The organism is Stutzerimonas stutzeri (assembly GCF_009789555.1).
GTDB classification, from domain to species: Bacteria; Pseudomonadota; Gammaproteobacteria; order Pseudomonadales; family Pseudomonadaceae; genus Stutzerimonas; species Stutzerimonas stutzeri_R.
This window is the reverse complement of record NZ_CP046902.1, coordinates 4,348,725-4,365,762: the sequence shown is the minus strand read 5'-3', so window position 1 is coordinate 4,365,762 and position 17,038 is coordinate 4,348,725. Positions and strand designations below refer to the sequence as shown.

The following is a 17,038-nucleotide window of genomic DNA, read 5'->3' as shown; positions in this document are numbered from 1 at the left end:
CTCGTGAGATAAGCGGCGTCACAGTCGCGGTGCCGCCACCTGGTCGAGCAACTGCTGCAGCAACCGATCCACCGAAATGCCTTCGATGTCCAGTTCGGGAGAGAGCCTGACCCGGTGCCGCAGCACGGCGAGCGCGCAGCCTTTTATATCGTCCGGAATGACGAACGCTCCGCCGCGCAGCAGGGCGCGCGCTCGGCCGCAGCGAACCAGGGCGATCGAGGCGCGCGGGCCGGCGCCCAGCGACAGGCCCGGCCAGTCGCGTGTGGCACGGGCCAGGCGTACCGCGTAGTCGAGGACCTGGTCGTCCAGCGGCACTTCGCTGGCGATCTTCTGCAAGGCCTGGACATCCTTTGCCTGCAACAGCACGCGCAACCCGCTGATGTCGAGAGTATCGGTACGCGCCGACCGCGTAACCTGGCGGACCAGCGCCCGTTCCTCGTCGAGCTGCGGATAATCCATACGCAGCATCAGCATGAAGCGGTCCAGCTCGGCTTCCGGCAGCGGATAAGTGCCTTCCTGCTCGATGGGGTTCTGCGTGGCCATCACCAGGAAGGGTTGCGGCGCGGCCAGCGCACGGCCCTCGAGCGTGACCTGGCGTTCTTGCATGACCTCCAGCAGCGCCGCCTGGGTCTTCGCTGGCGCTCGGTTAATCTCGTCGGCGAGCAGCAGATTGGTGAACACCGGTCCCTTGCGCAGCTTGAACTGTTCGCTCGCCAGATCGTAGACCGCGTGGCCGGTGACATCGCTGGGCATCAGGTCGGGTGTGAACTGGATGCGCGAGAACTCACCGCCGAAGCAGCGCGCCAGGGCGCGCACCAGCAGGGTCTTGCCGAGACCCGGCACGCCCTCGACCAGCACATGACCGCCTGCAATCAGGGCGGTGAGGACGCCGTCGACCACCTCCTGCTGGCCGATGACGGCCTTGTGCAGTTCCTGGCGTAACGCTAGGGCGAGCTGGCTGGCGCGCTGGCGTTGGACGCTTGCGTCGGTCATGGGCGCGGCGTCGTTCTGTTCGCGGGTGGTCTCGCTCATAGGGCATTCCTGAGGCTTTGCAGACGGGCGATCTGGCGGGTGAATTCAGCGGCCCTGGCAGGCTTTTCGCCCGGCGGGCGCATGGCCTGGTCGATGTGTTCGGGCGGCAGGTGGCTGAGCTTCGCCAGCACCTGGCACTGTTCGGCGAAGGCCTGCGTGTCGAATGTCGGGTGACGTCGGCTCGCCTGGCGCTGTATGTCTCGCTGCAGGCCCAGCAGCAGATGACGTTGCCCGGCGTGACGGTAGAGAAAGTCCGCGCTTGCCCGCAGGTGTTCCTGCAGTTGCCGACGGTCGCGCGCTGCCGCCTCGACGGTCGGACCTTGGCGGGCAGCCAGATGCCAGGCGGCGAACAGCAGCATGCACGACAGTGCGGCCAGTGCTTCGGGGAAATAGCGCAACAGCTGTCGCAGCAGACTGTCGTGATCGGTGCGGTAGGCGAGCGTCACGTCGCGATCCTGGGTGAGATACCAGAGCAGCCAGGCATGGTCGTACTGGCCGATCGAATCGTTGTGCCAGATCCAACTGTCGGTGAGCGCTGTGATCAGGCCGTTGCCGTGGCGCAATTGCAGCATGTGGGTCGCGCCATCACTGTTGGCCCAGGCGTGGGCCCGTTTGCCGGCGTCATAGAGATGATACGCGGTGTCGAAAGCGAAATACGCAGGTGCGTCTTCGTTCTCCAGAAACAACCGGGTCAGGGGCGTGCGCGCGTCGGTGGTGGCGGTTGGCTCGGCGGGCGTACCGGTTTCGTTGTCGGTGGTTTCGTACTGTTGCAGATTGAGGGCGTCGAGCAGCAGATCGCCGCTCTTGCCGGTGCGTTCGTCCCAGAGTCGCTCGGCGACGAACACCAGATGGCCGCCTTCGGCGACCCACTCAAGCAGGCGAACAGATTGGCTCGGCGTCATGTGTGCACGCTCGCCCAGCAGAAGCAGGATCTGATCGTCGGATGGCTCATCGCCAAGCCCTGCAAAGCCTTGCGCGTGGGTGACCTCTCTGCCCTGGTCCAGTAGAAAACGCTCGGCCGCCAGATAAGGATTGCCGCGAACCTGCGGGGCGGGACCCTGCTCGATGACCTCCTGGTACGGCGTTAGCGTGCTCGCGGCGAACGCCAGTAGCGCGACGAGCACGATGCCCGCGACGGTCAGGCCGGCTATGCGTCGGCGACTCATGCGCTCGCCTTCGCGTCGAACAGCGCACGCCAGCCATCGCACAGCTCGTTTCGCGCGGCGCTCGGAGGCAGTTGGTGGCCGTACGCGAGATTCTGCCAGTACGCGGTCAGGGTTTCGGCATAGCGGACCAGTTCCGGACTTCCTTGCCGACGCAGCATCGTGAGGATTTCGCCTTCTGTATCGGCCGTTCCCAGCGGCAGCCTGGATTCGTGCAACAGCCGGCTGAGGAAGGCTCGGTAGAGTAGCCCGAGCGCTTCGCGCGGCTGACTGTCCCATAGCCGTTCCACGTCGCCGGCGACATCCAGCGGGAGGCGTTCGGGAAGCCTGTCGAAGCCGAACAGGGCGGCTGGCGCATCGTGGCGCGCGATGGCGGAACGCGTTCCAGATCGCCCGACATGAACGGCCAGCCACTCGCGATAGCGCCAGAACACGAGCGCGATCAGGCCAAACATCAGTGCCCAGAGGATGACTTCGATAGCGGTGACGATCTGCTCGAAGCTGCGTTGCAGGCTTGCGCCGCGAAACAGTGCGTCGAACAGGCGTTCCAGCCAACCGGGTTGGGCATCGTCCTGTTCACCGCCGAGGCGCCAGCGAGTCACCGTTTCGCGGTTTCGGAACGGCGGTTGATCCAGCAGTGCGCGAATTCGTTCGCTGGCGGCCCGGCTGGTCAGGGGTTGATTGCGCAGGCGTTCGCTTTCCGGGCTGGGTTCGGTAGCAGCCGGCTGCTCGACGGGCAGTGATGCCGGAAGGGCCGCCCGCGCGTCCTCCACCGGCCAAGTCAGCAACAGGCTGATGCCAAGCAACACCGCCGGCAAGGAAGCGGTCAGGCGTTCCTGCAATCGACGAAAGCTCAGTTCGATGTCCCAGGCCTCGAGGATGGTGCGTCGGTTGAGATAAAGGCTGAAGCCACTGGCGACGTAGATCGGCTCCCAGACCACCAGCACCAGGGCGTAGAGCAGGTTGGTCAGATGGTCGAACCAGAGCCATTCACCCTCCAGTTTCAGCAGGTCGTGCCAGGTCCAGTCGGCGAGCAGCTGTGGCGGGATCAACAGGTAGAGCAATGCCAGCGCGCCCATCCACAAGGCGCTTTCCAGGTGTATGCCGACAACGGTCAGCCAGCGTGCCGCGCCCGTGTCGCGTCGTTTCAGGACCATCAGGCGCTGACGTCTGGCTGAGCCTGAGAGCGCCTCCAGTTGCAGCACTGGCAGGTCGAAGCTGCGCGTCAGACTGAAACGGCGCCAGGTCAGGCTGGCGAGCCATTGGGAGCGCAGCAGGCCCGGCAGCGCCCTGAGACTGCGGCCCAGGGTCGGCGTATCGCCAAACAAGGAATGGGAAAGGATGAACAGCGGCAGGCGCTCGTAGAGCGGCTTGAGCCACCAGAACAGCAACAGCGAAAGCGTCGGGTGCTGCCAGAATACCAGGCTGAGCAGCGCGAACATCGGCAGGGTCAGCAGCGCCCAACTGGCCATCAACAAGCGAGCGTGCCGGCGTGCCAGGAGGATGCCCAGATCCAGCGATTCCCAGGCGCTGCGCGGTCGAATCGCCAGGCTCGCATCACTCAGGCGCATGGATGTCCCTGCCGCTCAGCAGGAAATAAAGCACGACCAGCACCCAGAGCAGCGCGCCGACAGCGTATTTGACCGACGCGGAGGGATAGCTCATCGATGACCAGTAGGCTTCGATGAAGGCGGCGATCAGTAACATCAAGGTTGCGCCGGCAATCAGTCGCACCGCCTTGGTGGCCGCCAGCCGCAAGGCCTCTGCACGGGTAAGGCGACCGGGCGCGACGAGTGCGCCGCCGAGCTTCAATCCAGCCGCTCCGGCCAGCGTGATCGCCGTCAGCTCGAAGGCTCCGTGGCCGACGACGAACGACCAGAACGGCTGGTGGTAGCCAATCGCGGTCAGGTGTCCGGCGATCGCACCGATGGTCAGGCCGTTGAACAGTAGATAGAAGAGGGTGCCCAGGCCGAACAGCAGGCCGCCGGCAAACGTCTGGAAGGCAATGCCGATGTTGTTCATTACGTAGTACCCGAACATCACCCAGTCATCGCCAGACCCTCGCTCGCCGAAGCGGCCGAGGCGGCTGGCATCGGGGTCGTACATCGCCTCCATCTGCCCGACCTGCTCCGGGCTGATCAGGCTGTAGACCAACTCCGGAACGATCAGCACCAGCGCCGCCATGCCTAGCAGGCTGATATAGAACAGCAGGCTGGCGGCCAGCACGTACCGCCATTGTTCGCGAACCAGACGTCCAAAACCGCCAAGCATGAAGCCGAGCAAACGACCCGCCAGGGGGCTGCGGTGGCGATAGAACTGCTGGTGCCCACGCTGTACTAGCCGTTGCAGATAATCGGTCGCCTGTGTGCTATAGCCGCGTGCCTGGGCCAACGCGAGGCACTGGCAGATGCGGCGATAGGCTGCAGGGAATTCGCGGATCACAGAGGCAGGCGGTTTTTTTCGGTGCTCGAGGGCCTCGAGTGTTTTCTCGAACGCCTGCCATTCGGGCTGATGATGGCGCTCGAATTGGCTCTGCTTCATGCGGGACCCACCAGGCCGCGGGCAATCCCGTGCAGCTGTGCTTCGGCCTGGTCAGGGGCGACCTGCAAGGGGGCTGCCAGGATTGCCGCAAGCTCTTGCCGACGTTCAGGCGACAGGCTCGAGCTTCGTTCAGCGAAGCCAATCAGTGCGCGTTGCTCGGCCAGCTCCAGCGCGAACGGCGACGCTATGGGATCACAGACCACCAGGGTGGCCGGTGCACTGCCGCGCTCGCGGTACACAACCTGCGTGCCGGCGGCCAGATCGCCCAGGCGTTTGAAGGAAGGCTGCCACAGGCAGCAAAGGGCCCCCAGGAAATAGCCGAACGGCAGCATGTCGACGAAGCGCAGCAGGTTGCGGGTCAGCGACGACGCCCAACCGATCGGCGTGCCGTCGTCGTGAATCACCTTGAGCCCCAGCCAATATTTTCCGGGCGTCCTACCCTCATTGAGCACTTCGAACAGCACCATGTACCACCATTGAACAACGAACAGCAGCAGGGCGCCTGCGCCCATGCCGAAGGTGCCCAATGAGCCGAGGCCCAGCGCCAGGACCAGCAAAAGTGCCATTCGAATCAACAGGTCCACGGCAAACGCCAGGGCGCGGGGCACCAGGCCGGCTGGGCGAAGCAGCAGATCGATGCCCTCCGGCGTCTCGACGCGGTACGTATTGTCCAATGGTGCAGACGAGGTGGCTGACAAGGGCTGTGCTCGACGATCGTTTCCGGTGGGCTGGGGCCCATATTCGTGACTGATCCGCGTCGGCCTGCGCCGGGCGGACTGCCATGGCGGCTATGAAAGCATCGAATCTGCCCCTCGACCAGAACCCGCTCGTCATAACGGATGAAAATACCGGCATCCGGCCCGGACGCGTCGCTGGGGTGCGCCGGTGCTCAGGCGATGGCGTCAAGGATCGGCCGGGCGCGGTAGACTGGATGCGACGACGAGAGGGAGACTCCAGTGACATCCAGCATCTTCTGGTATGACTTTGAAACGACCGGCATTTCCCCGCGTTGCGACAGGCCGCTGCAGGTCGCCGGAATCCGCACTAACGAGGCGTTGGAGGAGATCGGTGAACCACTGAACATCTACTGCCGCCTCAGCGACGACATATTGCCGCATCCGGCCGCTTGCCTCGTGACAGGCATCACCCCGGCTACGCTGGCCGAAAAAGGGCTGTGTGAAGCCGAGTTCATCACCCGTCTGCATGCGGAACTGGCTCGCCCCGGCACGTGTAGCGCTGGCTACAACACCCTGCGATTCGACGACGAGGTGCTGCGCTACAGCCTGTACCGTAATTTTTTCGACCCGTATGCGCGTGAATGGCAGGGCGGTAACAGCCGTTGGGATCTCATCGATCTGGTTCGCACGGCTTACGCGCTGCGCCCGGAGGGGTTGGTCTGGCCGGAGGTCGATGGGCGTGTGTCGCTCAAGCTGGAACGCCTCAGCGTGGCCAACGGCCTCGAGCATCTGCAGGCGCACGACGCCCTGTCTGACGTGCGAGCGACCATTGCCCTGGCTCGACTGATTCGCGACCGCCAGCCGAGGCTCTATGACTATCTGTACAAGCTGCGGCGCAAGAGTGCCGTGGTCGAGCAGGTCGAGTTACTGAGGCCCATGGTGCATGTGTCAGGTCGTTTCTCTGCCGAACGTCATTATTTATCGGTGGTTCTGCCCTTGGCCTGGCATCCCCGCAATCGCAATGCATTGATCGTGTGCGACCTCAGCGCCGAGTGCTCGCCGTTGTGGAGTGAAACGGCCGAGGAGCTGCGCGAACGGTTGTATACCCGCCGGGAGGACCTCGGCGAGCGACTGGCGACGCCACTCAAACTGGTGCATGTGAACCGTTGCCCGGTACTCGTACCGATGAATGTCTTGCGCAAGTCGGATATCGAGCGCTTGGGATTGGACCTGCAACGTTGCGAATCCAGGGCGCGGGATATGCGCAGCCGGCAGGCAGCGTGGAGTGCGAAACTCGCGGACATCTATCAGGAGCAGCCGTTTGCCGGCTCGACGGACCCGGAGCAGCAGCTGTATGACGGCTTCCTTGGCGAGCGTGACCGGCGCCTGTGCGAGCAGGTCCGCGATCTCGTGGCGTTGCAAGGTTCGAGCGCACCGCCGCCGTTCGATGATGCGCGTCTACCTGAGCTGCATTTTCGCTACCGCGCGCGCAATTTTCCGGCGTGCCTTTCTGCAGCCGAACGGCAGCAGTGGGAAGCCTTTTGCCGGCAACGTTTAACCACGCCAGCGTGTGGTGCGCCCAATACGCTGGAGCAGTTCGAGGGCCATTTACAGGCGTTGCTCGCCTCGGCCAGTCAGGAACAGGCAGAGTTGTTACGACAATGGGCGGCGCATGCTGAACGCTTGCGTGAGCGCTACATGCATTGAACGCTTTAACAACGGTTACAAAAAAGCCATCCGACGCAGCATGCCTGGCATGAAGCGTCGGATGGCTCGGCGTGAGGCCTGAGTATTTAACCGAGCAGGGTGGCCCAGCTTTCAACTTCGTCCGAACCCCACTGCGCTTTCCACTCTTTCAGAGTCTTGTGATTGCCACCTTTGGTTTCAATCACTTCGCCGTTATGCGGATTCTTGTACTGCTTTACGCGGCGGGCGCGTTTGGTGGCCGCCGGCGCCTTTGCAGTGCGCGGAGCCTTGCTGTTTCGGGCATCCGGATCGAGCAGGGCAATGATATCGCGAAGCGACTTCTGATATTCGCCCATCAGCTCACGCAGTTTGCCTTCGAACTCAAGCTCTTTTTTCAGCTTGTCGTCTGCCGAAAGAGACTTCAGGCGTTCCTGGAGTTCCTTGATAGCTTCTTCAGTGGCGCGGTATTCATTGATCAGCGACATGTCACTTCCTTGGTATAGGTTGAACGCAAGTGTCAGCAATCATAGACAGACACAGTGGACAAGTAAATATGGCCTCGAATAAAGATCAACACGCTTTGCAGGGTTGCTTCGTCTGAAAAACTGCATTCAGTTAGTTCCATGAACCGGCACTGAAGAACTCGCTCGGGAATTAGTACCGAATGCCGCCTTTTTATATCGAATCCGACCGCTCTGCTGTAAGCATTGGTCAGGCCTGCTTTGCGGGACGAGCCTATTACCGGATGTGTGCGTCATGTTGCTCGCCTGAATAACCCTCTCGTCGTTATGGGTTTGCACGGTTGGGGCGCGCGCCACCCTATGCCGATCGGAACCATCCGGCGCCCGCCGCTGATCTGGCTCAATAATCTGGTTGCCGTTTTCTTCGCTGCGCTAGAATGCGCCACCTTTTTTATAAGCTGGAGTTAGTTTTGATGCGCACGTTCAGGCTGGTTATTGCGTGCCCCGATGGCGTTGGCATTGTTGCCAAGGTCAGCAATTTCCTGGCCACTTACAACGGCTGGATTACCGAAGCCAATCACCATTCGGATCATCAAAGCGGGTGGTTCTTCATGCGGCACGAGATTCGTGCCGACTCGCTGCCGTTCGATCTTGCGGGCTTCCGCCAGGCATTCGCGCCCATTGCGCGCGAGTTTTCCATGGAGTGGCGTATCACCGACTCGCAAGAGCGCAAGCGCGTCGTGCTGATGGCCAGTCGGGAATCGCATTGCCTGGCCGATCTCCTGCACCGGTGGCACAGCGGCGAGCTGGATTGCGATATTCCCTGCGTCATTTCCAACCACGACGATTTACGCAGCATGGTCGAGTGGCACGGCATCCCGTATTTCCACGTGCCGGTCGAGGCGGGGCGCAAGGATGAGGCGTTTGCCGAAGTGTCACGCCTGGTGCGCGAACACGGCGCCGATGTGATCGTACTTGCCCGTTACATGCAGATCCTCCCCGCCGAGCTGTGTGAGGAATTCGCCCAGCGAGTGATCAACATTCACCACAGCTTCCTGCCATCCTTCGCGGGCGCCAAGCCGTACCATCAGGCGTCACTGAGGGGCGTCAAGCTGATCGGAGCGACCTGCCACTACGTTACCGAGGAACTGGACGCCGGTCCGATCATCGAGCAGGACGTAGTGCGCGTCAGCCACCGCGACAGCATCGAAGACATGGTTCGGTTGGGCAAGGACGTGGAAAAGATGGTGCTGTCGCGCGGTCTGCGCTATCACTTGCAGGACCGTGTACTGGTGCACAGCAACAAGACGATGGTCTTCAACTGACCGTCGCTTCGGCGCGGGAGGGCAGCGTCATGAGCGATCCCTTGGCAAAGGCCGGCGCAACCGCGCCGCCAATCATTGGCAATGGCTGTACGCAGCGCTACGATCCGGAGCACCTCGGTCCGGAGATTGGTACCGATTTCCCGGGTGCCGAGGCGCTGTGGAAGCAGCGGCAAGGCGCTGTTGCGAAGAAAGTCGAAGGCGTTGTCCAGAGGGCTTTGGATAGCGATTGATCCACCTTCAACGAAGCCCCCTGGGTGCCGCCGGTTCATCCGCACCTCGCGTACTGGAGATGGCCTGATGACAGATAACGATCGCTTCGTGCTTGGCGCGGAGGCCAACGGCGAACCCAATACTCATCCGCTTCGTCTGATCAATCGACATGGCCTGATCGCTGGCGCGACCGGGACGGGCAAGACGGTTACATTGCAGCGGCTTGCCGAGGCGTTCAGCGAAGCGGGTATCGCTGTATTTGCAGCCGATATCAAGGGTGACCTGTCCGGGCTGGGAGCGGCCGGTGTTCCCCAAGGCAAGATCGCCGAGCGCATCGCCAGCATGCCCTGGCTCGACCATGTTCCGCAGGCGTACCCCGTTACGCTGTGGGACGTATACGGTGCGAGCGGGCACCCGTTGCGCACCACGCTCACCGAAATGGGCCCACTTCTGTTGGGCAGCCTGCTTGAGCTGACCGATAGCCAGCAGGCCGCACTCTACGCGGCCTTCAAGGTGGCCGATCGTGAAGGGTTGCTGCTGCTGGATATCAAGGACTTGAAGGCGCTGCTCGGCTATCTCAAACAGAACCCAGAGGTACTCGGCGAGGATGCGGCATTGCTGACTCATGCCTCTTCGCAGGCACTGTTACGGCGGCTGGCGACCCTCGAGCAACAGGGGGCCGAAGCGCTGTTCGGTGAGCCGGCGCTGGCGCTCGAAGACATTCTGCAGCCGGCTGGCGACGGCCGAGGCCGGATTCATCTGCTCGATGCCACACAGCTCGTTCACCAAGCGCCCAAAGTCTACGCGACCTTCCTGCTGTGGCTGCTGGCCGAACTGTTCGAGCAACTTCCCGAGCGCGGCGACGCGGATCGTCCACTGCTCGCGTTGTTCTTCGACGAGGCGCACCTGCTGTTCAGCGACACCCCCAAAGCGTTGCAGGATCGGCTGATACAGGTCGTTCGGCTGATCCGCTCGAAAGGCGTTGGCGTCTATTTCGTCACCCAGTCTCCGTCCGATCTGCCCGATGAGGTACTGGCGCAGCTTGGCCTGCGCATCCAACACGGGTTGCGGGCCTATACGACCAGGGAACAGAAGGCGTTACGAGCGGTGGCCGAGGGGTTCAGGGCCAATCCGGCGTTTTCTACACACCAATCGCTGGTTGACCTGGGCATTGGTGAAGCGCTGGTCGGTGGCCTCGAAGACAAAGGAACGCCCGCCATGGTGCAGCGCGTGTCGGTCGCCCCGCCACGGTCGCGGGTGGGGCCGCTGGACCAGGATGAAAGGCGTGCGCTGATCGCCAGCTCGTCGTTGCGCGGACGCTACGACAGGGCCGTCGATCGTGAGTCCGCTTACGAAATCCTGCTGGAGCGAGCGAACCGCGCGAAGGACGCCGAGCCCCAGCAGAAAGCGGGGCCCGCAAAAAGCGATCAAGGTGATACGTTCGGTGATCTTGCCGGGCGGGCATTGAAGAGCGCCATGCGCCAGGCGGCGTCTCAACTGGGCAGGCAACTGGCGAGAGGGCTGATGGGGTCCCTGCTGGGTGGCAAGCGCTGAACGAAACTGTCGATACTGGCGGGCCATACGACGCGCGGACGAGTTGAATTATCAGCGCTCTGTTAATTGCTCGCCGGTCGCCTGTTTCGCTATCTCTTGCTCAATCTTTTCCAATTCTTTCTGGAAAACCTGGTCGTGGATCGTCTGCTTTTTACGCCAGGGTTTGCGCTCGGGATCGGGTTGCGCGGCATAGGTGGTAACTTCACCTCCATATACCGTCTTGAACCGGTTGGCTTGCCTTTCCAGTTCGGCGCGTAATTCTTCTTTCGTCACGCTTGATCGTTTCCTTTTTTCAATAATCCGATGCCAGTTGCTTGCAAACGGCAATGCCGAAAGCAGCACGGTTGGAGAATGTCTGGCGATTGCTTATTTAATGGTCTGGCTGGCGCCATTGCAAGCCGGCGGTGCGCACAAGTGTATGCACACGTTAACAGTCGGCTGATGCAGGCGGACCGGGCGATGGTATCGCTGTACGTTTGGGATACAGGTTACGGAGCATATCGAGCGCACTGGACCGGGCGGTTGTAATCCCGTCTCACGGCCGACCGTTAGATTGCGCTAGGGGCTCGCTTGGTTCCAGCGCGTTCTGGTTTCCATAAAAAAACCGCGCCACAGTCCGGCGCGGTTTTTCAACGGCGTGCTATTTAGCGCGCCGATTGGCTCGCTACCGAGTCTTGCGCGCGACCATATACGTCGTCCAGTCGCTCGATGTCATCTTCGCCGAGATAACTGCCTGATTGTACTTCGATGATTTCCAGCGGGATCTTGCCCGGGTTGGCCAGGCGATGGATCGATGTCACCGGAATATAGGTCGACTGGTTTTCAGTGAGCAGGAACGTCTTGTCGTTGCAGGTGACCTGGGCGGTACCGGAGACGACAATCCAGTGCTCGGCGCGATGATGATGCATCTGCAGGGAGAGCTGCGCTCCCGGATTGACGCAGATCCGCTTGACCTGGAAACGACCGCCCATGTCGACCGAGTCATACCAGCCCCACGGGCGATAGACCGCGCAGTGATTCTGGGTTTCCGAGCGTTTCATGGCGTCGAGCTTGTTCACGAGCTTCTTGACGTCCTGGACCTTGTCCTTGTGGGCAATCATGGTCGCATCCTTGGTCTCGACGACGACGATGTTGTCCAGCCCTACGACGGTCACCAGCTTGCCATTGCCATGAACGAGGCAGTTGCGGCTGTCCTCGACGATCACGTCGCCACGGGACACGTTGCCGTTCTCGTCCTTTTCCAGCACGTCCCAGAGCGAGGACCAGGAGCCTACGTCGCTCCAGCCAGCCGACATCGGCACCACGCACGCAAGCTCGGTCTTTTCCATTACTGCGTAGTCAATGGAATTGTCCGGGCAGCAGGCGAAGGTCGCTGGATCGATCAGTACTTCGTCGCCATTCTTGGCGCTGCGCTCCAGCGCGGCGGCGCAGGTGTCGTAGATGTCCGGGTCGTGTTTTTTCAATTCTTCGAGAAAGACGCTGGCGCGGAACAGGAACATACCGCTGTTCCAGTAATAGTCGCCGGAGTCTACGTACTGCTGCGCGCGCGCTTCATCGGGCTTCTCGACAAAGTTGGTGACACGGTTGACGCCTTCCGGCAGGCCGTTGCGCTCGTTGTGGTCACACTTGATATAGCCGTAACCGGTCTCCGGGCTGGTCGCCGGGATGCCGAACAGTACCATTTCACCGTTTTCCGCGGCGTTGGTGGCCAGGGCAAGGGAGCGTTGGAACGCTTTATGGTCTTCGATCACATGATCGGCGGGTAGAACCAGCAGCAATTCGTCACGGCCATCCTCGAGCAGCTTCATGGCAGCGATGGCGATGGCCGGGGCGGTGTTACGGCCAAAGGGTTCAAGCATGAGCCCCTGGATCACCAGTTTGCGTGCAGCCAGCTGTTCCTTGACGATGAAGCGGTGCTCTTTGTTGCAGACCAGCAGCGGCGGCTGCATGCCTTCGAAAGCGAGCCGTTCGATGGTCTGCTGGAACAGGGTCTGTTCAGCTGTCAGTGCGAGGAACTGTTTGGGAAATGCCTTGCGAGAGAGAGGCCAGAGCCGGGAACCGCTGCCGCCTGAAAGGATGACCGGGATCATGTTGTTTCTCCTGAATCGTTGAGAAGGGGATTTCTTCTTGTCCATTTGGGCGGCCAGAATTCGTGCTCGCCGTGCGCTTCTGGGTCGGGCCTTAGGCACCGCGGGCCGTCAAGCTCCGTTTTTCCAACAGGGAACTGCCGTCGGCGCGAATTGCATGCGCCGGGCCTGAACTCGGGGTATTGCCAATAGGTCGATGGCCGCCAAATGCATTCGGGGCGCTGTCGTCGTGCTGATATGAGTGGCTGCAAAACCTCTATCGAACCCGTGCAGATTGGCTTGCGGCGCCTTCGACCGCGCTCCGTCTGCTTGAGGTTGATGAATTTGGCAACGTGCGGTCGGTGCCGACATTGCCCGGATTCGACATGCCTGACCTCGAGGGAGCATGCCCGGCGACGCTGCTGAGCCGCCCTGGCTGAAATCAAAAGAACCTTGTGGTGAATTCCATAGCACGTTCATGTGCGACGTCCTTTTCCATCTGGAAATGCCGGTACGCGCTTATGATTGCCGAGGCCTTCGGATAGTTCCCCGGCCGAATGCCGCTGATCGGAGAGTTTTTGTCTGTGCAGCCATGCGGCCCGCCGGCCCGCGAGGCAGGCGGCGTGCGGGGGTCATGGGCGTGGCGATGAGGCGATGGAGGGCGCCCTGGTGGCGCCATCGAAGGCGGGAGCCGAACGGCAAGCCCCCTCGGTCGGATACGAGAGGGGGCGGGCGGGTCTGGGTTCAGACAGGCGCATCGCGCAGGAAGACCAAACGATCGGCCGAGGAGTCTGCCGCGCTGTAGCAATAGCCCTCGTAGGCGAAATCCTTCAACTGTTCGGGCTGCTCGATGCGCTCCTTGATCACGTAGCGGCTCATCAGACCGCGCGCTTTCTTGGCGTAGAAGCTGATGATCTTGTACTGACCGTTCTTCATGTCCTTGAAGTCGACATTGATGACCCGCGCTTTCAGAGCGCTGCGCTTGACCGCCCCGAAGTATTCGTTCGAAGCCAGGTTGAGCAGCACATCGTCGCCCTGGGCCTCCAATGCCTGGTTCAGCCAGTCGCTGATGCGTTCGCCCCAGAACGCATACAGGTCCTTGCCGCGGGCATTGGGTAGCTTGGTTCCCATCTCCAGTCGGTAGGGTTGCATGAGATCGAGCGGTCGCAGCAATCCATAAAGGCCTGACAGCATCCTCAGGTGGCGCTGCGCGAAATCGAAATCGTGCACCGAAAAATCGCCGGCATCCAGCCCCGTGTAGACGTCGCCCTTGAACGCCAGCAGCGCTTGCTTGGCGTTGTCAGGTGTGAAGGGTACGGTCCAGCTTCCATAGCGGGCGACGTTCAGCGCCGCGAGCTTGTCCGAGAGGTGCATCAGTTCGCTGATCTGCTGCGGCGACATCGCCCGCAATTGATCGATCAACTGCTGAGCGTGGTCGAGATGTTCGGGGTGGGTGAAGCGTTCGGTCGTCGGTGGGGTGTCGTAATCCAGAGTCTTTGCCGGGGAAATCACCATCAGCATGCATCGGTCTCCTTTAAGGTGAGCCGATTTTAGGCGCTAAGCGTGGCCGGGCTCCACCTATGGCCTCGATTAACCGGCAGGTTTGACTTTGCCATGGGGTAGGCAGGCAAGCTGGCGGCAAGGATAAAGGAGCGCTTATGACCGACTGTAATCACTCGCATTGGGTGCCATCGCACCACTATCGCCCTCTCGAGCAGAGCGCCGAGCGCCAGACATGGGCAGTCGTGGTACTGACCGGCCTGACCATGGTCGCGGAAATCGTCGCGGGATATGTGTTCCACTCCATGGCGTTGCTTGCCGACGGCTGGCACATGGCCTCGCACATGGTCGCCATCGGTATGGCGGCGATGGCCTATGTGCTGGCGCGCCGCTATGCCCATGACCGACGCTTCGCATTCGGGACCTGGAAGATCGAAGTCCTGGCAGGCTTCGCCAGCGCGGTGCTGCTGGTGGTCGTGGCAGTGGTAATGATCCTCGAGTCCCTGACGCGCTTCTGGACCCCCGCGCAGATCGGCTTCGACGAAGCGCTGTGGGTGGCGGTGATCGGGTTGTCGGTGAACCTGCTCTCGGCCTGGCTGTTACGTGACCGGCACGATCATCATCATCACCATCACGCCCACGATGACCGAGCGTCTGCCGCGCCAGGGCGGGACCTCAACCGTCATGCCGCCTTCCTTCACGTGCTGACCGACGCGCTGACCTCGGTCGCCGCCATCGTCGCTTTGCTGGGCGGCAAGTATCTGGGCTTGAACTGGCTGGACCCACTGATGGGCATCATCGGGGCGGTCGTCATTCTGATCTGGGCAAAAGGCTTGCTGCGCGAAACCGCCAAGGCGCTGCTGGACCGGGAAATGGACGATCCGCTGGTGCAGCGCGTAAGAGCGAGACTGGAGGCTGTGCCCGATACCGAAGTGACCGACCTGCATCTGTGGCGAGTAGGCCGCGTGCAGTACGGATGCATCGTCAGCATCGTCACCCACCAGGCGTACTCGGCGGATCGCTACAAGGCCGAACTGGCAGTCTTCTCCGAATTGGTCCACGTGACGGCGGAGGTCAATCGGTGCGGCGCGAACGGCCAGGTCGACTAGTGAGCCTAGCCGCCTGCGATCGGCCGGCCAAGGTAATTCGTCGTTTAGATAAAAAAACCTCGATTGGTGGAAAAAGACTTTTTCCTGTCATCTGTTTTGCGGTATTACCTCATCAAGACCGCCGAAACCTGCACTCACAGGTGGCGGCCTCTGGGTGGCCCCAAGCCCCTGCCTCCCAAGTCCGCTCACCTTGCGCACGGTGGTTTTTCTTCGGCGGAGCGCTTCGGCCCTCCGTCGTTCCGGCTCCGAAAAGGTGATCGCGTATGGATGACTACGGCAGACCCCGCGCAACTCAGCCCACGCTCTACGTTCTTGATACCAATGTTCTGATTCACGATCCCAACGCATTATTGAACTTCCAGGAGCACCAGGTCGCGATCCCCATGACCGTGCTGGAAGAGCTGGACCAGCTCAAGACCGGTAAACACTCAGTCGCCGCTGAGTGCCGCCAGGCGATTCGCCTGATCGACAAGGTACTGGGCAATGCCACGCCCGAGGAAGTCGAACTCGGCGTGCCGATCCAGCGTGAGAAGAGCGGGCCCTGTGGGAGTCTGTCCATCCTGATGAGCAAGGGCGCCGACTCCAGTGCCCTTCCGGACGATCTCAACGACAACAAGATCATCAACCAGGTCGTGGAGCTGCAGCGGCGTACCGCCGGCGTTCCGGTGGTGCTGGTGACCAACGACATCAACATGCGGCTCAAGGCGCGTGCCTGCGGCGTCGCATCGGAGGATTACCACACCGATAAGCTGGTCGATGATGTGGGCCAACTGTCGCGCGGCTACCACAGTCTTAGCGGGTCGTTCTGGGATCGGGTCAGCAAGGTCGATACGCATCAGGGGCATGGACGAACCTGGCATCGCGTCCAGCTGATCGATAACCTGCCAGCGGTACACATCAATGAGTTCATCCTCGACGAGCAGGGCTTCGTCGGTTGGATCAAGGGCATCAAGGCCGACGAGTTGCTGCTGCTCGACATGCATCAGGAACCGCTGCTGCACCAGGAAGCCTGGGGCCTTCGGCCACGAGATATTCATCAGGCCCTGGCGCTGTTCGCCCTGCTCGATCCGGACATCCATCTGGTCAACCTGTCGGGCGCGGCAGGGTCCGGCAAGACCATCCTGGCGCTGGCGGCCGCCATCGAACAGACGGTGGTGAGCAAGCGATACCGCCGCATCATCGCGACGCGCAGCGTGCAGGGGCTGGACGAGGACATCGGTTTCCTGCCTGGCACCGAAGCGGAAAAGATGGAGCCCTGGCTCGGCGCCATCACCGATAACCTCGAAGCGCTGCATATGGACGACGAAAGCACCCACGGCAGCGTCGACTACATCCTGCAAAAGGTCCCGCTGCAGTTCAAATCCCTCAATTACATACGTGGCCGCAGCTTCCAGCAGAGCCTGATCCTGATTGATGAATGCCAGAACCTCACCCCGCACCAGATGAAAACCATCATCACCCGTGCCGGCAGTGGGTCGAAAGTCGTCTGTCTCGGCAATCTCGCGCAGATCGACACGCCTTACCTGTCGGCGACCAGCTCTGGCCTGACCTACCTCACCGAGCGTTTTAAGGACTTTCCGCACGGGATGCACATCACACTGCAAGGCGTACCCCGCTCGATCCTGGCCGAGTATGCCGAGGCGCACATGTAACGGGCCGCGGCCAGCTGGAAGCCACGCGTGCAAGGCTACGCACGTCCTGGGCGGGTGCATCC

Annotated in this window: 15 protein-coding genes; 6 read left to right on the top strand and 9 right to left on the bottom strand. The window is 61.7% G+C overall.

Features of this window, described 5'->3' with window-relative positions; translation table 11 throughout:
• Positions 1–18: 18 nt before the first annotated feature.
• The 5 genes from GQA94_RS20285 to GQA94_RS20265 are packed head-to-tail and all read right to left on the bottom strand — an operon-like array spanning position 19 to position 5,434.
• The gene (locus GQA94_RS20285; protein ID WP_158189701.1) at positions 19–1,032 is read right to left on the bottom strand and encodes an AAA family ATPase; all 1,014 of its coding nucleotides are present in this window, start codon (positions 1,030–1,032) and stop codon (positions 19–21) included.
• Positions 1,029–2,198 carry a DUF4350 domain-containing protein gene (locus tag GQA94_RS20280; RefSeq protein ID WP_158189700.1) on the bottom strand — a complete coding sequence of 390 codons (1,170 nt, stop codon included), beginning with the start codon at positions 2,196–2,198 and terminating at the stop codon, positions 1,029–1,031. The genes GQA94_RS20285 and GQA94_RS20280 overlap by 4 nt, the downstream gene beginning before the upstream one ends.
• Positions 2,195–3,766, bottom strand: a complete 1,572-nt coding sequence (locus tag GQA94_RS20275; RefSeq protein ID WP_158189699.1) for a DUF4129 domain-containing protein — start codon at positions 3,764–3,766, stop codon at positions 2,195–2,197. Before GQA94_RS20275 ends, GQA94_RS20280 begins: the two co-directional genes overlap by 4 nt.
• On the bottom strand, positions 3,753–4,736 hold the full coding sequence (locus tag GQA94_RS20270; RefSeq protein ID WP_158189698.1) for a stage II sporulation protein M: 984 nt from the start codon (positions 4,734–4,736) through the stop codon (positions 3,753–3,755). Before GQA94_RS20270 ends, GQA94_RS20275 begins: the two co-directional genes overlap by 14 nt.
• On the bottom strand, positions 4,733–5,434 hold the full coding sequence (locus tag GQA94_RS20265; protein WP_233270193.1) for an RDD family protein: 702 nt from the start codon (positions 5,432–5,434) through the stop codon (positions 4,733–4,735). Before GQA94_RS20265 ends, GQA94_RS20270 begins: the two co-directional genes overlap by 4 nt.
• 258 nt (positions 5,435–5,692) lie before the next feature.
• Between GQA94_RS20265 and sbcB the strand changes: the two genes are divergently transcribed.
• A complete protein-coding gene (gene sbcB / locus GQA94_RS20260; RefSeq protein WP_158189697.1) occupies positions 5,693–7,120 on the top strand; it encodes an exodeoxyribonuclease I in 1,428 nt (475 codons plus the stop codon).
• Positions 7,121–7,206: 86 nt separating this feature from the next.
• Here sbcB and mvaT read toward each other — a convergent pair whose 3' ends face one another.
• Positions 7,207–7,584 carry a histone-like nucleoid-structuring protein MvaT gene (mvaT, locus tag GQA94_RS20255; RefSeq protein WP_158189696.1) on the bottom strand — a complete coding sequence of 126 codons (378 nt, stop codon included), beginning with the start codon at positions 7,582–7,584 and terminating at the stop codon, positions 7,207–7,209.
• 449 nt (positions 7,585–8,033) lie between these two features.
• Here mvaT and purU point away from each other — a divergent pair, with 449 nt between their 5' ends.
• The 3 genes from purU to GQA94_RS20240 all read left to right on the top strand — a co-directional run bounded on the left by purU (position 8,034) and on the right by GQA94_RS20240 (position 10,649).
• Complete coding sequence (gene purU, locus GQA94_RS20250; protein ID WP_158189695.1) at positions 8,034–8,885, top strand: formyltetrahydrofolate deformylase; 852 nt, start codon at positions 8,034–8,036, stop codon at positions 8,883–8,885.
• Between the two features lie 29 nt (positions 8,886–8,914).
• The gene (locus GQA94_RS20245) at positions 8,915–9,115 is read left to right on the top strand and encodes a hypothetical protein (RefSeq protein WP_158189694.1); all 201 of its coding nucleotides are present in this window, start codon (positions 8,915–8,917) and stop codon (positions 9,113–9,115) included.
• 67 nt (positions 9,116–9,182) lie between these two features.
• Complete coding sequence (locus GQA94_RS20240; protein WP_158189693.1) at positions 9,183–10,649, top strand: helicase HerA-like domain-containing protein; 1,467 nt, start codon at positions 9,183–9,185, stop codon at positions 10,647–10,649.
• A gap of 51 nt (positions 10,650–10,700) precedes the next feature.
• Here the strand turns inward: GQA94_RS20240 and GQA94_RS20235 are convergent, their stop codons facing one another.
• The 3 genes from GQA94_RS20235 to yaaA all read right to left on the bottom strand — a co-directional run bounded on the left by GQA94_RS20235 (position 10,701) and on the right by yaaA (position 14,236).
• Positions 10,701–10,922 (bottom strand): hypothetical protein, encoded by a 222-nt coding sequence (locus tag GQA94_RS20235; RefSeq protein WP_158189692.1) that lies wholly within the window; start codon positions 10,920–10,922, stop codon positions 10,701–10,703.
• A 371-nt stretch (positions 10,923–11,293) separates the two neighbouring features.
• A complete protein-coding gene (locus GQA94_RS20230; RefSeq protein ID WP_158189691.1) occupies positions 11,294–12,739 on the bottom strand; it encodes a mannose-1-phosphate guanylyltransferase/mannose-6-phosphate isomerase in 1,446 nt (481 codons plus the stop codon).
• 720 nt (positions 12,740–13,459) lie between these two features.
• A complete protein-coding gene (gene yaaA, locus GQA94_RS20225; RefSeq protein WP_158189690.1) occupies positions 13,460–14,236 on the bottom strand; it encodes a peroxide stress protein YaaA in 777 nt (258 codons plus the stop codon).
• 137 nt (positions 14,237–14,373) lie between these two features.
• Between yaaA and dmeF the strand changes: the two genes are divergently transcribed.
• Both dmeF and GQA94_RS20215 read left to right on the top strand, forming a co-directional pair.
• Entirely contained in the window at positions 14,374–15,324 is a 951-nt protein-coding gene (gene dmeF, locus GQA94_RS20220; protein ID WP_158189689.1) for a CDF family Co(II)/Ni(II) efflux transporter DmeF, read from the top strand.
• Positions 15,325–15,587: 263 nt separating this feature from the next.
• Positions 15,588–16,976, top strand: a complete 1,389-nt coding sequence (locus GQA94_RS20215; protein ID WP_158189688.1) for a PhoH family protein — start codon at positions 15,588–15,590, stop codon at positions 16,974–16,976.
• Positions 16,977–17,038 lie beyond the last annotated feature (62 nt).